Origin of the sequence: Paraburkholderia elongata (assembly GCF_013177735.1) — a bacterium.
Taxonomy (GTDB): domain Bacteria; phylum Pseudomonadota; class Gammaproteobacteria; order Burkholderiales; family Burkholderiaceae; genus Paraburkholderia; species Paraburkholderia elongata.
In genome coordinates this window covers 1-14,516 of record NZ_WOEZ01000212.1, presented here as the reverse complement: position 1 = coordinate 14,516, position 14,516 = coordinate 1, and the positions used below count along the sequence as shown (strand labels likewise).

The 14,516-nt window shown below is 55.4% G+C and carries 16 protein-coding genes and 2 pseudogenes; 15 read left to right on the top strand and 3 right to left on the bottom strand.

What is annotated here, in order from left to right:
• Positions 1–977, bottom strand: a 977-nt coding sequence (locus GNZ13_RS38405; protein WP_172174817.1) for an aldehyde dehydrogenase family protein, incomplete at its 3' end; no start/stop codon positions are given.
• Positions 978–1,096: 119 nt separating this feature from the next.
• Between GNZ13_RS38405 and GNZ13_RS54685 the strand changes: the two are divergent.
• A pseudogene (locus GNZ13_RS54685) lies at positions 1,097–1,385 on the top strand (IS6 family transposase); the annotation flags it as partial.
• A gap of 36 nt (positions 1,386–1,421) precedes the next feature.
• Positions 1,422–1,605 (top strand): annotated as a pseudogene (locus GNZ13_RS54680) (hypothetical protein); the annotation flags it as partial.
• A gap of 69 nt (positions 1,606–1,674) precedes the next feature.
• Here the strand turns inward: GNZ13_RS54680 and GNZ13_RS38400 are convergent.
• Positions 1,675–2,373 carry a GntR family transcriptional regulator gene (locus GNZ13_RS38400; RefSeq protein ID WP_172174814.1) on the bottom strand — a complete coding sequence of 233 codons (699 nt, stop codon included), beginning with the start codon at positions 2,371–2,373 and terminating at the stop codon, positions 1,675–1,677.
• A 151-nt stretch (positions 2,374–2,524) separates the two neighbouring features.
• On the opposite strand from GNZ13_RS38400, the gene GNZ13_RS38395 reads away from it, so the two are divergent.
• The 10 genes from GNZ13_RS38395 to GNZ13_RS38350 all read left to right on the top strand — a co-directional run bounded on the left by GNZ13_RS38395 (position 2,525) and on the right by GNZ13_RS38350 (position 10,401).
• Positions 2,525–2,728, top strand: coding sequence for a hypothetical protein (locus GNZ13_RS38395; protein ID WP_216675193.1), 204 nt, complete (start codon positions 2,525–2,527; stop codon positions 2,726–2,728).
• Positions 2,653–3,054, top strand: a complete 402-nt coding sequence (locus GNZ13_RS54450) for a 2Fe-2S iron-sulfur cluster-binding protein (RefSeq protein WP_172174811.1) — start codon at positions 2,653–2,655, stop codon at positions 3,052–3,054. Before GNZ13_RS38395 ends, GNZ13_RS54450 begins: the two co-directional genes overlap by 76 nt.
• Before the next feature lie 21 nt (positions 3,055–3,075).
• Positions 3,076–3,996, top strand: a complete 921-nt coding sequence (locus tag GNZ13_RS38385) for a catechol 2,3-dioxygenase (protein WP_172174808.1) — start codon at positions 3,076–3,078, stop codon at positions 3,994–3,996.
• Positions 3,997–4,151: 155 nt separating this feature from the next.
• Positions 4,152–4,979: a 2-keto-4-pentenoate hydratase gene (locus GNZ13_RS38380; RefSeq protein ID WP_172174805.1), complete on the top strand. Its 828-nt coding sequence runs from the start codon at positions 4,152–4,154 to the stop codon at positions 4,977–4,979.
• Positions 4,976–5,743: a 2-keto-4-pentenoate hydratase gene (locus GNZ13_RS38375; RefSeq protein WP_172174801.1), complete on the top strand. Its 768-nt coding sequence runs from the start codon at positions 4,976–4,978 to the stop codon at positions 5,741–5,743. The genes GNZ13_RS38380 and GNZ13_RS38375 overlap by 4 nt, the downstream gene beginning before the upstream one ends.
• 63 nt (positions 5,744–5,806) lie before the next feature.
• Positions 5,807–6,598, top strand: coding sequence for a 2-keto-4-pentenoate hydratase (locus GNZ13_RS38370; protein WP_172174797.1), 792 nt, complete (start codon positions 5,807–5,809; stop codon positions 6,596–6,598).
• Positions 6,599–6,756: 158 nt separating this feature from the next.
• Complete coding sequence (locus tag GNZ13_RS38365; RefSeq protein WP_172174793.1) at positions 6,757–7,953, top strand: aromatic ring-hydroxylating oxygenase subunit alpha; 1,197 nt, start codon at positions 6,757–6,759, stop codon at positions 7,951–7,953.
• Complete coding sequence (locus GNZ13_RS38360) at positions 7,950–8,450, top strand: aromatic-ring-hydroxylating dioxygenase subunit beta (RefSeq protein WP_172174790.1); 501 nt, start codon at positions 7,950–7,952, stop codon at positions 8,448–8,450. The genes GNZ13_RS38365 and GNZ13_RS38360 overlap by 4 nt, the downstream gene beginning before the upstream one ends.
• Positions 8,451–8,686: 236 nt before the next feature.
• On the top strand, positions 8,687–9,022 hold the full coding sequence (locus tag GNZ13_RS38355) for a non-heme iron oxygenase ferredoxin subunit (RefSeq protein ID WP_172174787.1): 336 nt from the start codon (positions 8,687–8,689) through the stop codon (positions 9,020–9,022).
• 140 nt (positions 9,023–9,162) lie between these two features.
• Positions 9,163–10,401, top strand: coding sequence for an NAD(P)/FAD-dependent oxidoreductase (locus GNZ13_RS38350; RefSeq protein WP_216675191.1), 1,239 nt, complete (start codon positions 9,163–9,165; stop codon positions 10,399–10,401).
• Positions 10,402–10,558: 157 nt separating this feature from the next.
• On the opposite strand, the gene GNZ13_RS38345 is transcribed toward GNZ13_RS38350, so the two are convergent.
• Complete coding sequence (locus GNZ13_RS38345) at positions 10,559–11,356, bottom strand: AraC family transcriptional regulator (protein ID WP_172174784.1); 798 nt, start codon at positions 11,354–11,356, stop codon at positions 10,559–10,561.
• 293 nt (positions 11,357–11,649) lie between these two features.
• Between GNZ13_RS38345 and GNZ13_RS38340 the strand changes: the two genes are divergently transcribed.
• From GNZ13_RS38340 to GNZ13_RS38330, 3 genes are all read left to right on the top strand, one after another.
• Positions 11,650–11,973 (top strand): hypothetical protein, encoded by a 324-nt coding sequence (locus GNZ13_RS38340; RefSeq protein ID WP_172174772.1) that lies wholly within the window; start codon positions 11,650–11,652, stop codon positions 11,971–11,973.
• Entirely contained in the window at positions 11,949–13,166 is a 1,218-nt protein-coding gene (locus GNZ13_RS38335; protein ID WP_236002377.1) for an amidase, read from the top strand. The genes GNZ13_RS38340 and GNZ13_RS38335 overlap by 25 nt, the downstream gene beginning before the upstream one ends.
• Positions 13,167–13,250: 84 nt before the next feature.
• Positions 13,251–14,297 carry a porin gene (locus tag GNZ13_RS38330; protein WP_172174778.1) on the top strand — a complete coding sequence of 349 codons (1,047 nt, stop codon included), beginning with the start codon at positions 13,251–13,253 and terminating at the stop codon, positions 14,295–14,297.
• Positions 14,298–14,516 lie beyond the last annotated feature (219 nt).

Genomic DNA, 14,516 nt, shown 5'->3' with positions numbered 1-14,516 from the left:
AGGGTGGTGCCTTCGGCCAGCCCGTCGCCGAGCTTGAGGCCTTCAGCGTGCTTGACGAGCGCCGCCGCGAATTCTTCGCGGATGCTGTTGTGCACCAGAAAGCGCGTCGGCGAGATGCAGACCTGGCCGGCATTGCGGAATTTCGCACCGCCCGCAGCTTTGACGGCCAGCGCCACGTCGGCGTCTTCGGCCACGATGACAGGCGCATGACCGCCCAACTCCATCGTCGCGCGCTTCATATGCGCGCCGGCCAGGGCAGCCAGTTGCTTGCCGACCGGCGTCGAACCGGTGAACGTGACCTTGCGGATCACCGGGTGCGGAATCAGATAGCTGGAAATCTCCGCCGGATCGCCGAACACGAGGCCGACTGTACCGGCCGGCACGCCGGCTTCGACGAACGCCTGCAGCAGCGCCGCCGGCGAGGCCGGAGTTTCTTCCGGTGCCTTGACGAGGAACGAGCAGCCGCACGCGAGCGCCGCGCTCAGCTTGCGCACGACCTGGTTGACCGGGAAATTCCACGGCGTGAAGGCGGCCACCGGGCCGATCGGTTCCTTGAGCACCGTTTGCTGCGCCGCCAGATTGCGCGACGGCACGATCCGGCCGTAGACGCGACGGCCTTCGTCGGCGAACCACTCGATGATGTCCGCCGCGGCCAGCACTTCGCCGCGCGCTTCGGCGAACGGCTTGCCCTGTTCCTGGGTCATCAGGCGGGCGATGTCGGAAGCACGTTCGCGCACCAGCGCGGCGGCTTTGCGCATGGTGGTGGCGCGTTCGTTGGCCGGAATCTTGCGCCAGGCTTCGAAGCCGCGCTGTGCGGCGGCCAAGGCGCGGTCCAGATCCGCGATGCCGGCGTGAGCCACCTTGCCGATGGCCTTGCCGGTGGCAGGATTGATGACGTCGAGGGTTTTGCCGCTGGCAGCGTCGCACCATTCGCCGTTAATCAGAAGTCGGGTATCGGTATAGCTCGAGGTGGCCATGCTGGGTTCCTGTAAGTGGGGAAACGATAGGTCGCGCGGTCGTGAGGAAATGGGTTGGACCCACGCGGACAAAGGATGGGCTTTATCAGTTTGTTGTTTCAGTCGAGCAAAATGGCTCGCTGAACAGGTCGGAATCGCTCCATCACGGTCACCGCTTCCCAGCTGGCGTCATCAGTCGCGCAGTGTGCTGGTATTCGGGTTCAGCCTGAGCCTGCGCGACATCGAAGAGCTGCTGTTGGGGCACGCGTGATCGTGACGTGCGAGACGATCCGGTGCTGGTGCGACAAGTTCGACAAGAACTTTGCTTACCGCGGGAAAGCAGCGCGTCGCGGGCCTGGCAGCACGCGGCATTTTGACGAAATGTTCATCACGTTGCACGGTGAGCCTCACCTGTTGTGGCGCGCTGTCGGGCGGGCACAGCGCCGAACCCAACATTCTGCATGCAGCTATCCGGCAGCGAAGGCCGATATACCGGAACTGGCTAGCGTGAAACACGTATTGATCAAAGCGGCAGCGCGACTGAACAACCGGTCGCAGAACAGCCATCAACCGACGCCTAAGCGAGCGGCGCATCCCCCAGTGGGTCTTCTTTCGCGGCGTGTGCGGCTTTCGCGACCCGAAACGCACATAGAAACTTCTCTCGTGCTTCGGGCTGATCAGGTAACACTTCGCACCGAAGCGACATCTGCCTTGCTATCTATTCGTCACGGGAAATGATCGCAGTCAGCTTCTCAACTGCCCGCTTGATGTGCTCGCCTTCGAGCCGGCAGACAGTTGTCACGTCACGCGCCAGCGCGGCTTCCATAATGGCCTTATGCTCCGCGTGCACATCGCGCTCTATCTCAGTATGCGTCAGGGAAATGCGTCGATAACGTTCGGACTGCTGAAAGAGGATCGCTTGAAACTGCAAGAGCCATCGTAACGGGCACGCGGCGACCAGTGCCCAATGGAACTCTCGGTTGCATTGCTCATACTCCGTGATCAAGCTCGGTGAGGGGCTTGCTAGTTTTTGTTCGACTTTGGAAAGACGGTGATAGGCGAGAATTAAGTTTCCTTCCCAACTGTCATTTGCGGCCAGAATCGATTGGCGCACGGCTTCAACCTCGATGAATTTTCGAGTCTCGCTTAAGTCGATGAAATCAGCCAGGGAGACGCCCGCCACGCGAAAGCCACGCTGCTCTTCGGATGTCACCAAAGCTTCACCCCCAAGGCGGGTCAACGCTTCCCGAAGGGTCGAGGCACCGACGCCGTAGCGGTCTTTAAGAATTTCCACACGAAGCCTTTCCCCGGGGGGCAAGGTGCCATTCATGATGTCATCGCGCAAAGCGACATAAGCTGCTTCGACCAGACTACGCGCCGATACGCCATCTCGGCGCTGCGGTTCGATCACTCTCATTGACGTGCCCCATTCTCAGTCTGCTTGACCACTTGCGACTCCGCTCGACCACTGTGTGGCGAGGGGCAAGGTGTGCTATATGTTCGATATATGTTAACAATCTCGGAAGATTCGTGCAAGTATCGAATGTATGAAAATTAATAAACATACGATGAAGATGAAAAATCTCGACATTTTTCTTGACGACGGATATTTTGGTGACTATGATGCCAATCAACGTTATGAGCTTGATTTCTTTGCCAAAAAGAGTTGGCGATCGAATGGATTGGGGAGGCTGGGATGGCATTTGATCGGCCGCAAGTTCCACCAGATGAGAAGGCACCGGTTGGCGCTGCCCCAGTGCCTTTTGTCGTAACAATAGACGGGGTGGGTCACGTTCCCGCTTTTTCTGATGAGCGTGTCCTTGTTTCGCTTGAACGCGCACAGAGCCTTGGGAGGCTCCCTGAATTGAGGATCAAGTTGCCAGTTGGTTGCCGCCGGGGGGGCTGTGGCATTTGCCGCGCACGAGTTTTAAAGGGAAATTACCGATCCGAGGCGATGAGCCAAGAGCATGTCTCGCGAGAGGATCGCGATCTCGGAATCGTTTTGTGCTGCTCAATATTTGCGCTCTCGGATATCACGCTCAGGCTTGAGCCGGCGCCGAAAGCAAGACCGCGGACCGTCGTGGCCGCGGACTCATAAAAATCCAGGAGGAGAGAAAGCATGGCGCTTACCGGTGTGCTTCGTCCGGGCTTCATCCAAATTCGCGTGCTCGATTTGCACGCCTCCGTTGAGCACTACGTCGCGCGCGTCGGCTTGCACAAAGTCGCGACGGGCGAAGACGGCCGTGTCTATCTCAAGGCGGCCGATGAAATAGACCATCATTCGATCGTGCTGCGTCAAGCGGCATCTGCAGGCTTCGACCTAATGGCTTTCAAAGTTGCCCGGGAAGCCGATCTAGGTGAGTTCGAGAGTCGCATCAAGGACTTCGGCTATAACGTAGATCATGTACCCGCTGGCGAACAGCCGGGGATCGGCCGGCGAATCGGCTGGACATTGGAATCCGGGCATCGCCTGGAGTTGTATCATGCCGCCGAACCATCTCACCCTCGTCCGTCATTTCAAAACCCCGAAGTTTGGGAGCATGAACCTCATGGCATGCGGGCTCGGCGATTCGACCACGCCCAATTAAATGGACCGCATATCGAGCGAGTCCTGGAATTTTTTGAAAAAGTGCTTGATTTTTCTTTGGTGGAGCGGATTGAGGGGGAGGATGGACTCGTAGCCGTTTTCCTTTCCTGCGGCATGAAAGCGCACGACATCGCCTTCCTAAATTTCCCCGAGCCAAACAAACTACACCACGTCTCCTTTGAACTTGAGACTTGGAACGATCTTGGACATGCCGCGGATATTATCGCCCGTTACGATGTATCGATCGAAATCGGTCCCACACGCCACGGTGCAACACAGGGCAGAACTATCTACTTTTTCGATCCGTCCGGAAACCGCAACGAGGTCTTCGCTGGTAGTTACACGTTTTATCCGGATCACCCGGTTCGGACTTGGGATGCGCGGCATATACCAAAAGGTGTTTTCTATTACGAACGGAAAATCATTGAGTCATTTCTTTCAGTTATGACCTAAGTTCTACTCCGCGAGGACAACAACCCCAGCCATTCACTATGGCCGGGGGGCGTTTGAAATTTATCTGGTTGGCGTTTTACAAAATTATGTAGAACGAAACGTAGTTCAGATCGAGCTGAAATTCGTATACACGTTAACGGACAAGGCGTCAGAAAGTGACTCTAGACCCTAACATCGCCATATCGGCGGAGAGGTTGATCCAGGCTGCGGCGACGCTCGAACCATGCGCGCCAATCCGAACGCTTCTTCCTCCCGGCGATCTTGACGCCGCCTACGCGGTGCAAGCTCTTGTTACAGAAGCCGCACTAAAATCGGGCCGTCGGCTTGTCGGCCGCAAGATCGGGGCGACCTCGGCCGCCATGCGCAAGCAGCTCGGCGTCGTTGAGCCGAATTACGGCGTATTGTTTGCCGATATGTCCCGGTACGAATCCGAAGAAATATCGATGGCGAATCTGATGCTGCCGACCATCGAAGCAGAAGTTGCGTTTATCATCGGCCGGGATTTGAACGAGCCACAAATTACGCTTGCCGACATGCTTCTCGCAATCGAGTTTGCTCTCCCTTCGATCGAGATTTGTACATCGCGATTCCGTAACCGTGATTTTGATCTCGTCGATGCCATAGCTGATAACGCCTGTTCAGGACTGTATGTGCTTGGCTCCAATCCTGTTCGTCTGTCGGACTTCGATGTCCGGCTTTGCGGCGTTGTTATGGAAAAGGCCGGCGAGCCGGTCTCGGTCGGTGCCGGCGCGGCCAGCATGGGCAATCCAGTGAATGCGGCGTTGTGGCTCGCGCGGAAGATGGCGCAGGTTGGACTGCCGCTCAAAACAGGCGACGTCATTCTTTCCGGAGCTCTCGGGCCGATGGTCCCAGTCGGATCAGGTGAAGCGTTCGAAGTGCGAATCAACGGGCTTGGGACGGTCACTGCCGTATTTTCCGATGATTATGTTTCGCCGCCTGGCATATCGAGGGACGCCGCATGAAACACTGGTCCGAGTTTGCACGGATGCTCGACGAAGCTGCGGACAATGCCTCAGCCATTGCTCCGCTCGCGGACACGGCTTCCTTGACAGTAGAGGAAGCCTACGCGATCCAGGCCGCATCCATTGCGCGACGTCACGCGCGTGGCGATACGCGCGCGGGAGTTAAAGTGAGCCTTACCTCGCGGATAGCAATGCGGCACGGTGATTCACCGGAAATTGTTTTCGGGTGGATCACCGAAGCGATGCGCCTTGCCGAGGGTAGCGACTTGTCGCTAAGCAGCTATCTGCGGCCACAGGTTCAGCCGGGCATCGCATATATTATGGGGCAGCCATTAAGAAGCGGCACCAGTGCGGCCGAGGCATCTGCGGCGATCGCAGCCATTGCTCCTGCGCTCGAGATCGTCGATAGCCGCTATGGTACCGCCGAGTATTCTCTACAGGATATGATCGTAGATAATGCTTGTGCTGCCGGCTTCGTTCTTGGCGGCTTCTCTAAATCCTGCGCGAACATCGAAAATCTCGGAGTCCTTCTCGATATCAATGGTCGGACTGCTCAGATCGGTTCAACCGCCGCGATCCTTGGTAATCCTATACGTGCGCTGTTGGCGACCGCGTGCGCCTTGGAGCGCACCGGCGGAAGCCTGCAGTCCGGAGATATCGTGTTAATAAGTGGTGCAACGCCTGCACATCCGCTTATGCCGGGCGACTACGTTTGCGCGACGACTGAGGCGTTGGGAAGGGTGGCACTCCATATCACCCCATAGAATTCAATCGAAAGCAATCTCGCAGACGCGTATTCGGCCAAAGCCGGAAAAGGGAGAAACCAGATGTCAATTAATCACGATACATTAGCCGCCCGCCTAAGGCTCGCCTATTCTCAAGGCCCTGTGCCGCCACTGCGCGATGGGCTTGAGCCGTCCGACGAAAACTCCGCCTATATCGTACAAAATATCAATACCCGTTTCTGGGAGCAGGAGGGCCGGCGCATCGTAGGGCGCAAAATCGGCCTCACTGCCAAAACGGTGCAAGCGCAGCTCGGTGTTGATATTCCCGATTATGGTGTGCTTTTCGGGGATATGGAGATACAGAATGGCGGAACATTGCCAGTCTCTAAAACAATCCAACCGAAGGTGGAGGCCGAGGTCGCCCTAATACTAGGACGTGAACTTAACTTATCGGATCCAACGCCGGACGACATAGCAGACGCAACTGATTATGCAGTTGCTGCTATCGAGATAGTGGACAGTCGCATTACAGATTGGAAGATTACCTACGCCGATACTGTCGCAGACAACGGTTCTTCCGCATACTTTGTCCTTGGCCAGGAGCCCAGGAAACTTTCCAACCTCGATCTTTATACATGCGGCATGGCACTCGAGGTCAACGGCGAGGTCCGTTCGGTAGGGGACGGCGCTGCATGTCTCGGGCATCCGTTGAAAGCGGCGGCTTGGCTGGCAAAGACCCTGACTTCACTCGGCATCAGCCTCAAGGCTGGCGATATCCTGTTGACTGGCGCACTCGGGCCTATGGTTTCGATGACGCCAGGCGACCACGTGCAGGCGGTAATCGGAGGATTGGGTGCTGTGAGCTTTACGTATCAGGATGATCGTCGACTTTAATTCAATGACGAAAACGGTGCTTAAAATCAAGAAAGATTGAGGTGTAAGCACCGCGACCGCGCAAATCCAACGCGTCTTTGCCTTTTACTTGGCGTGAAGGACGCGTGAGTCTCTGCTGGCGCATAAGGTTCGATTTGACTTGTTTAGGGAGTACACTGATGGATTATCAAACGCTAACGCCTCATCTTAACTGGCCACAAAACTTCAATGAAGTTCCCAAGGAAAGTTTTGTTCGTCCCGATATTTATCGAGCGGAAGTCGAGCGAATATTTTATGGTCGGGAATGGCATCCGATAGCTCATGAAAGCGAACTTCCAAACCCCGGGGATTTCAAAACGACCAAACTGGTTGATGTTCCTTTGCTAATTGCTCGTGGACTGGACGGTACGGTTAGAGTATTTTTTAACGATTGCTCGCACCGGGGTAACCAGCTGGAGACGGCCCCTTTCGGCACAAAGAAGGAATTCGAATGCCCATATCACCGCTGGCTATTCAGTACGGAAGGTCAACTGATTGGTTGTCCCAACCAGTCAGGATATTCGCCGGGGTTCAACCGGAAGGATTATCCTTTAAGTCAACCGAGGACCGATAGTTTCCTGGGCCTGATCTTTGTGACGCTGTCTCCGGACACGGAATCACTTGATGAATTTCTCGGTGAAGAGATAAAGCCAGCCCTTGCTAGCCTGATGGGTGGGGATGGACGGTTGAAGTTGCTCGGGTATCAAAAAGTTTGTTATCACACGAACTGGAAAATTTACGCCGATAACGATGGCTTTCATGCCCCGTTGCTACACAAGGCGTTTGGATTGCTTAACTGGCAGGGCGCAAAAGGCCGCCAGTTCACGACGACGAAGCGCGGACATATTAATTTGGAAAGTCAACTTTCGGTCGCTACCGGAGAAAACGTGCTGAAAGATCCATCGATCATAGCGTTCAAGGGAACGGATCCCTCCGTTGGTGCGCGGGTTATTCAGCTGTTTCCAACGTTCGTTCCCGTGAAGCATTTGGATGTTATCAATCTGCGGTTCGCTAATCCGCTTGGCGTTGATAAGATTGAAGTTCATTATGCCTATTTCGCCCATCAAGACGACGATGAGGAGCTGCTTCGTCATCGCTTACGGCAGAGTTCGAACCTGGTCGGGCCTTCCGGCATGATTAGCCTTGAAGATGCATCGATCTTCAATCGTGTTTTTGCGGGGAGCTTTACACCAGGCAATGCCATTTTTCAAAAGGGCGTGAAAGAGTTCAGGAAGCTGCCCGCGCAGGAACTGCAGCCAAATGAGGAGGTCGGAAATTTGGCTTGGTGGGAGTATTATCGCACAGTGATGGAATTTTCGCGGGGTGATCAAGCATGAGTGAGATAAGCGCCAACTCGTTGGCGGCCATTGACGCGATTAATCTAAAGTACGTCGAGGCGCTTGACAGCAAGGAAATGAACAAGTGGCTTGGTGCATTTTCCGAGGATGATGCAGCTTCATATATTTGCATTTCACGCGAGAATGTCGAGCGAGGATTGCCGCTTGCGTTGATGATGGATGACTGCAGGGCTCGGCTTTTCGACCGGGTAACCTATGTTACAAAAATCTGGGCTGGAACATTTGAAGATTATCAGACACGCCATTTTGTTCAACTAGTGCGTGCTGAGCAGATTTGCGATTCAGATTTTAAGGTATGGTCGAATTTTTCCGTTCTATATACGCCAGAGAGCACTGGTGGTTCGGGAGTTCTTGCGACGGGCGTATATGAGGACGAGATTCGCCTCACTTCTGGTCAAAGTGACGGGCGGATATTATCGCGACGAGCTGTGCTTGATACAACTGTTTTGCCGCGTTATCTTGTTTACCCTCTTTGAGATCGTAAAGTCGGTACCACACAGGCATCTAGTGGATATCTATAAATAAGATTTAGGATATTAAAGGAAGAGACGTCATGTTCAGGGAGCCGGTAAATGACAAAAATTGCCAAATCAGGCTGTCTTGGTTTGTCGGCTTCCAATGAATCAGGCAAAAAGGTTGTGTAACAGATATCGGGTTACTGTTCCATATTGTCATTGGAGCATTGGATAACTCTACTAGCTAGAGGAAATTTATGCAAGATCACGTCCGCTTGTGCGAAATCACTTCTGTTAAGGAAGGTGCGCCGGTTGCTATTAATCTTCCGTCTCTGCCTTCTCTAGCCGTCTACCAAATCGGCACGGAGTATTTCGTCACCGATAACCAATGTACCCATGGAAATGGCATCCTTACGGAGGGATTTCAGGAGGGCGAGGTTATAGAATGTCCATTTCATGGGGGCGCTTTTAATATAAAAAGTGGTGCAGCGAGCGTGCCACCGTGCCAAATTCCGTTGCGCACTTATTCGGTTGAGATTGATGACGGATGGATATCAATTCGCCCCTCGGTTTCTGAGGGCGCGGCTGCTTGATTTTGGATTGCGTTGTTGACGCGTTTGCGGATGTGATGCTTTGTCCAATTATGCCCAAGCTGAGGCAGTTATCGTCAATCTTCGAATGAGGAAATGTCGGGATGTTTGATCAGTAAATCGTACGCAAGCAGGCAAGTTACATGATTAAATCAATAGTCGTCGTGGGTGCTAATCTTGCTGGAGGGCGTTCGGTTGAGGCCCTTCGGCAAGCCGGTTTCGATGGGCGAATTACTTTAATCGGGGAAGAGCCTTGGCGTCCCTATGAACGACCGCCGCTCTCGAAAGAGGCTCTTTGGGAGCCCGGCAAGTCAGCGCAAAAAATTTTCCTGCATTCGGAAGATTGGTATCACGTGAATAGAGTAGATCTGCGGCTTGGGGCTCGTGCTGTGGAATTGGACTTTTCCGCCGGGGGTGTCCGGCTTTCGGACGATGAACTAATTACGGCGGAAAAGTTTTTGCTGGCAACGGGTGCTCGGGCGCGCCTGCTGCCACTTTCGGGTGCCGATGCGCCGAACGTACATCATCTTCGAACTAAGGATCAAGCGGACGCTCTCGCGAGGGAGTTGTATCCAGGAGCCAGAATTGTTGTCATTGGTATGGGCGTGATCGGCTCGGAGGTTGCTGCCAGCGCTCATAAAATTGGTTGCGAAGTATTCGCGGTCGAACCGACTCACGCGACTATGATTCGGGCTGTCGGAGAACGTTTTGGTCATTGGCTTGCTGAGAAGCATCGTATAAAGGGCATTCATGTCAGGTTCGGAGTTTCGCCGTTAGCCTTGCGGCAACGAGAGGGGAAAGTCCACGCAGTCGAACTGTCGAATGGCGAAAGCATTGACTGCGATGCCGTGGTCGTTGGAATTGGCATCGTTCCGGCAACGGAACTGGCGGCCGGCGCTGGATTGGTAGTGGACAATGGAATTGTCGTCGATCGCTCATCACGTACCAGCCACATGAATGTTTTTGCGGCGGGGGATGTTGCCAGCCAACCTGGTTTCTTTGGGGGACGGGTGCGTTTAGAAACATATCAAAACGCCACCGATCAGGCCTCAGTCGCCGCCCAGGCCATGCTTGGCAAGACTGTTGAATATTTTAAGCCGGCCTGGTTTTGGTCGGATCAGTATGACTTAAACATCCAGGGTGTTGGAAGACTTGACAACAGTTTATCCATCGTTGTGCGTGGTGATTTGGAATCCGATGATTTTTCCGCGTTTTTCTTAAATGGACATGTTGTGGAAGGCGTTCTTACTGTCAATCGTGCTTTTGAAATGGGAGTCGGAAAACGTCTTGTTGAACGCAGGATATCGGTTGACCCAGGCGCGCTCGCTGATTCTTCGACCGAGTTACGTGATCTTTTGAAAGTCAGATCAGATGCGGCATAGACTTTATTGAGCCGCTTTACGCGGAGCTGCTGCGCTGGAGTAGGAAGTTCTTCGGGCCTTCCGAATCTCCCCCTTAGAGAAGTGTCGCGCGACACCTTCAAAGCCAGGAGTAGTGGACGGCGAGCGCAACTTGTCACTAGACGGGGCCGCCCCTAACCTACTTCTTTTGCGCTGCACGCCACGCTGTCGGTGCGACACCGACCACTTTCCGGAACATTTCGGCAAAACCGGTAGCGGACGCGAATGCGCACTGGCCTGCGATGTCGCCGATGGCGTACTGCGTGGTGGATAGCAGGTGCCGCGCGCGCTCGATACGGCGATCCCGAAGGTACTGGTACGGCGATGAGTTGGTTGACGCCTTGAAGAGTCGCAGGAAATGGAACTTCGTCATACCGCATAAACTGGCGAGATCATCGAGCGACATATCGTCGGCCAGGCGATCGTTGATGAACGCGATCGCACGGCCTAGTGCCTCCGGCGACAGCCGACCGGTCTGCTTCGCGCGGGCCGACATCGCCGTCCAACGCTTCGCGAGCTGGAAGACGATGGTCGCGCAATAGGAATCGATGAGCAGACGCGGGCATTCGCCCGCCGCCATCTGGTCGGCGAGCGCGGCAATTGTGGCGTACACGTATGGTTCGGCGAATCCACGCTGGGACAGCATCCAAAGCCCGTCGAGCGGATTCGCGACGCCGAGTTCATCGAGAATGCTGAATGTCCTGTCTGCGTCAATCGTCAGGAAGGTCGCTCGCGCGGGACCATTTAGTACCCGCAAGAAGTCCGCACCGGGCGGAAAGATATGGATCGGATGCAGCGCGCTCGAAAATTGCTCACGGAACCCCCAGCCGAAGTCCGTGAGCGCGGAGCTGAGCTGGTACTTGTGCCCGGTGAGGATCACTAGTTCTGGCAACGCCGGGCAGCGCAGTTCGTTTGCTTCGAGATTCCATGTGATCATCGAGCCGACACGGCCACCATCCAGGTGAGAACCGCGGTCGACTATGACGCCCTGTGTGCCCTTAAGAACCCTTTCAAAGGGGTTAATGATTTCGGGCGTGTTGGACATGGCATTTGTTGGATACCATTGTTGTCGCGGTGACCATTAGTGTCAGGGAAGTCGAACGCCGAATGCAACTTGTCAATATTGCAAGAGCAACAATCAAATGGTCGGCGCAATAACGCGAAGATCGGCTTTTTGGCGGTCGGTAGAGTTCAGTCCGTATTCACTCTGCCAACCAACAGGAAGACAACATGACTGCTCCGTCCTTCACCTCAACAGACCTCATCGCTGCTGCCCGAGACATCGGAATTGGCGAACTCACCGAAGCGGAGGTCAGTGGCCTCGGCTCTATTGTCGGCGAGCTGATCCACGGCTACGCGTTCGTTGACTCAACTGACAACTACCTGCCCAACGTGTCGACCGCAGCGCGCCCCTTCTCGATCCCGGAAGGAGCGGACAACCGGAACAACGCGTGGTCGCTGAAGTGTTCGATTCGCGAAACAGGAGAGGGAAGCTGGCTGGCAAGCGCATTGCCATCAAGGACAGCATCATGGTCGCCGGTGTGCCGATGCTAAGCGGTTCGATGGAATTGCAAGGCTACGTGCCTCAGATGGACGCGATAGTGGTGCGGCGCATCCTTGAGGCAGGCGGCGAGATCGTCGGCAAGACCCACTGTGAGTATTTTTGCCTGTCGGGCGGCAGCCACACCAACGCATACACGCAGGTGCAGAACCCACACCGCGCCGGTTACACGCCCGGTGGATCCTCGACCGGGTCGGCTGCGGCGGTTGCTGCTGGTGAATTGCCGATGGCACCGGGTGCCGATCAGGCAGGCTCGATCCGCTTGCCGGCGTCCTTCAGCGGGATCGTTGGGCTAAAGCCCACATACGGCCTCGTGCCTTACACCGGCATCGCGCCGATCGAGCCGTTTATTGACCACGTCGGGCCGATGACCACGACGGTCATGGATAACGCGCTGATGCTCGAGGTGATTGCAGGTGCCGACGGGTATGATCCACGCCAACATAACCCGGTGGTGTCGCCGTATACGCAGGACATCGCCGAGGGTATCAAAGGCTTACGCGTAGGCGTGTTCAAGGAAGGATTCGGGCACCCCAACTCGGAGGGCGACGTCGACGGCAAGGTCCGTGCGGCGGCCGACGCGCTGGCCAGACTTGGCGCTAACGTCGAGGACGTTAGCGTGCTGGCCCATCTAAACGGTGTGGCGATTTGGGGGGTGATTGCACTCGACGGTCTCACGAACCTGATCACAGCAGGAAACGGTTTCGGCATTGGCCGAGCTGATGTCTATCCGACGGATTTCATGGACCATCTTTACCGAGCGGGTAGTGACCGTCGCGGCCTACCTGCGAGCATCAAGGGCATGCTGCTTACGAGTACACTCGCGACCCGTCAGCGAGGCCACGCGCTGTACGGAAAGGGTGTGAATCTGGCACGCCGGCTCCGCGCGCAATACGATGCGGCGCTCAGTCAATTCGACGTTTTGCTGCTGCCCACAACGCCGATGAAGGCGACGCCGATCCCCAATGTATCGGCGGATATTGACCTGCATTGGCAGCGCGCGACCGAGATGCTGGCCAACACGTGTGCTTTCGACATCACGCATCACCCCGCAATCAGCCTGCCATGTGGGATGTCGGACGGGCTGCCAGTCGGCATGATGCTGGTCGGACTTCATTTTGAAGAAAGCACGCTGTTCCGCCTCGCACATGTGTTTGAGAGTAGCCAGCACTGGGCGACCCGCTGACAGGCGACTGAGCCGGACTTTCTTGGTCCGTGATCGGTATCAATTGATTAGAATTACTATCTATTACATTGAGCGAACCCAAACATGTTGATTAGAAAAATTGTCCTCCCAATGGCAGTTGCAGGCTTAATCGGCGTAGCGCATGCGCAATCAACGGTCACGCTGTATGGGACCATCGACACGGGAATTCAGTACCTGTCGCACGCGAGCTCGGATGGCAAGGCGTCGATCGGTATGCAATCCGGCAACTCGATCCCGTCGCACTGGGGGCTGACTGGCAGAGAAGACCTTAGCGACGGCCTGTCGGCGTATTTCAATATCGAGAACGGCTTTCTCGAGAACAGCGGTTCAATGACGGTGCCAGGCGATCTGTTCAACCGCTTTGCGCTGGTCGGCCTGAAGGGTCCGTGGGGTTCGGTGGAATTCGGCAAGCAGCCGAACTTAATGTTCGCGCAGACGCTGACTTACGACGCGACCTATATGGCACAGTATTCGCTGCTCTCGACCAACCTGATGCCTTCGGTCACTGTCTACCTGAGCAACTCCGTGAAGTACAGCACGCCGAACATCCATGGGCTCAGCGGCGCGGCTATGTATGCCTTCGGACAACAGATGGCCGGCGACTTTCAGGCTGGGAAGTATTTGGGGTTATCGACGGCATACCAGCAGGGACCCGTGTCAGTTCGGGTCGTGTATGAGGAAACCCACGGCTCAGTCGACAAGGCGACCGGCATCAGCGCATCGGGTGCCGTCGACCGGCGCGCGAGCGTGGCAGCGAAATATACAGTTGGGGATCTGACGCTGATGAGCGGATACGCGAACGTTTCTGGCGATCTTCAGCTATCGCCGAGGGGAAATCTTTACTGGGCGGCTGACACGTATGACCTTACGCCGACGTTCTCGATGCTTGTGCAGGCAATGCGCTATGACACTTCGAGAGGGCAGGGCCATCCAACGTGGGCGATCCTCGGCAGTATCTACCGCCTGTCCGTGCGCACGTTTGTCTATGGCTACGCCGGCTATCTCGATAACCTGGGCGCGAAGACAGTCAGCCTGAACTCGCTCGACCCTTCTCAGCCGGGTGGCATGAGCCAGACCGGCATCCAAATTGGGATCAATCACTCGTTCTGACGGCTTCGCCAGTTGTCGTTGCGAATACGTACGCCCAAAGTCGTTGACCGTTTGCAGCATAAATCGCCGCGACTGCAAAAAGCCGCTTTTCCATAAAATCTCGTGATTTTTATTGACAATCGAGATTTCGGGATTGATGATGGAGCCAGAGTTTGGTGAGACTTCGAACCTGTCCGCACGAAAGCGGGCGCACGGTCTCTTCGAATAGAGGCTTTCAGG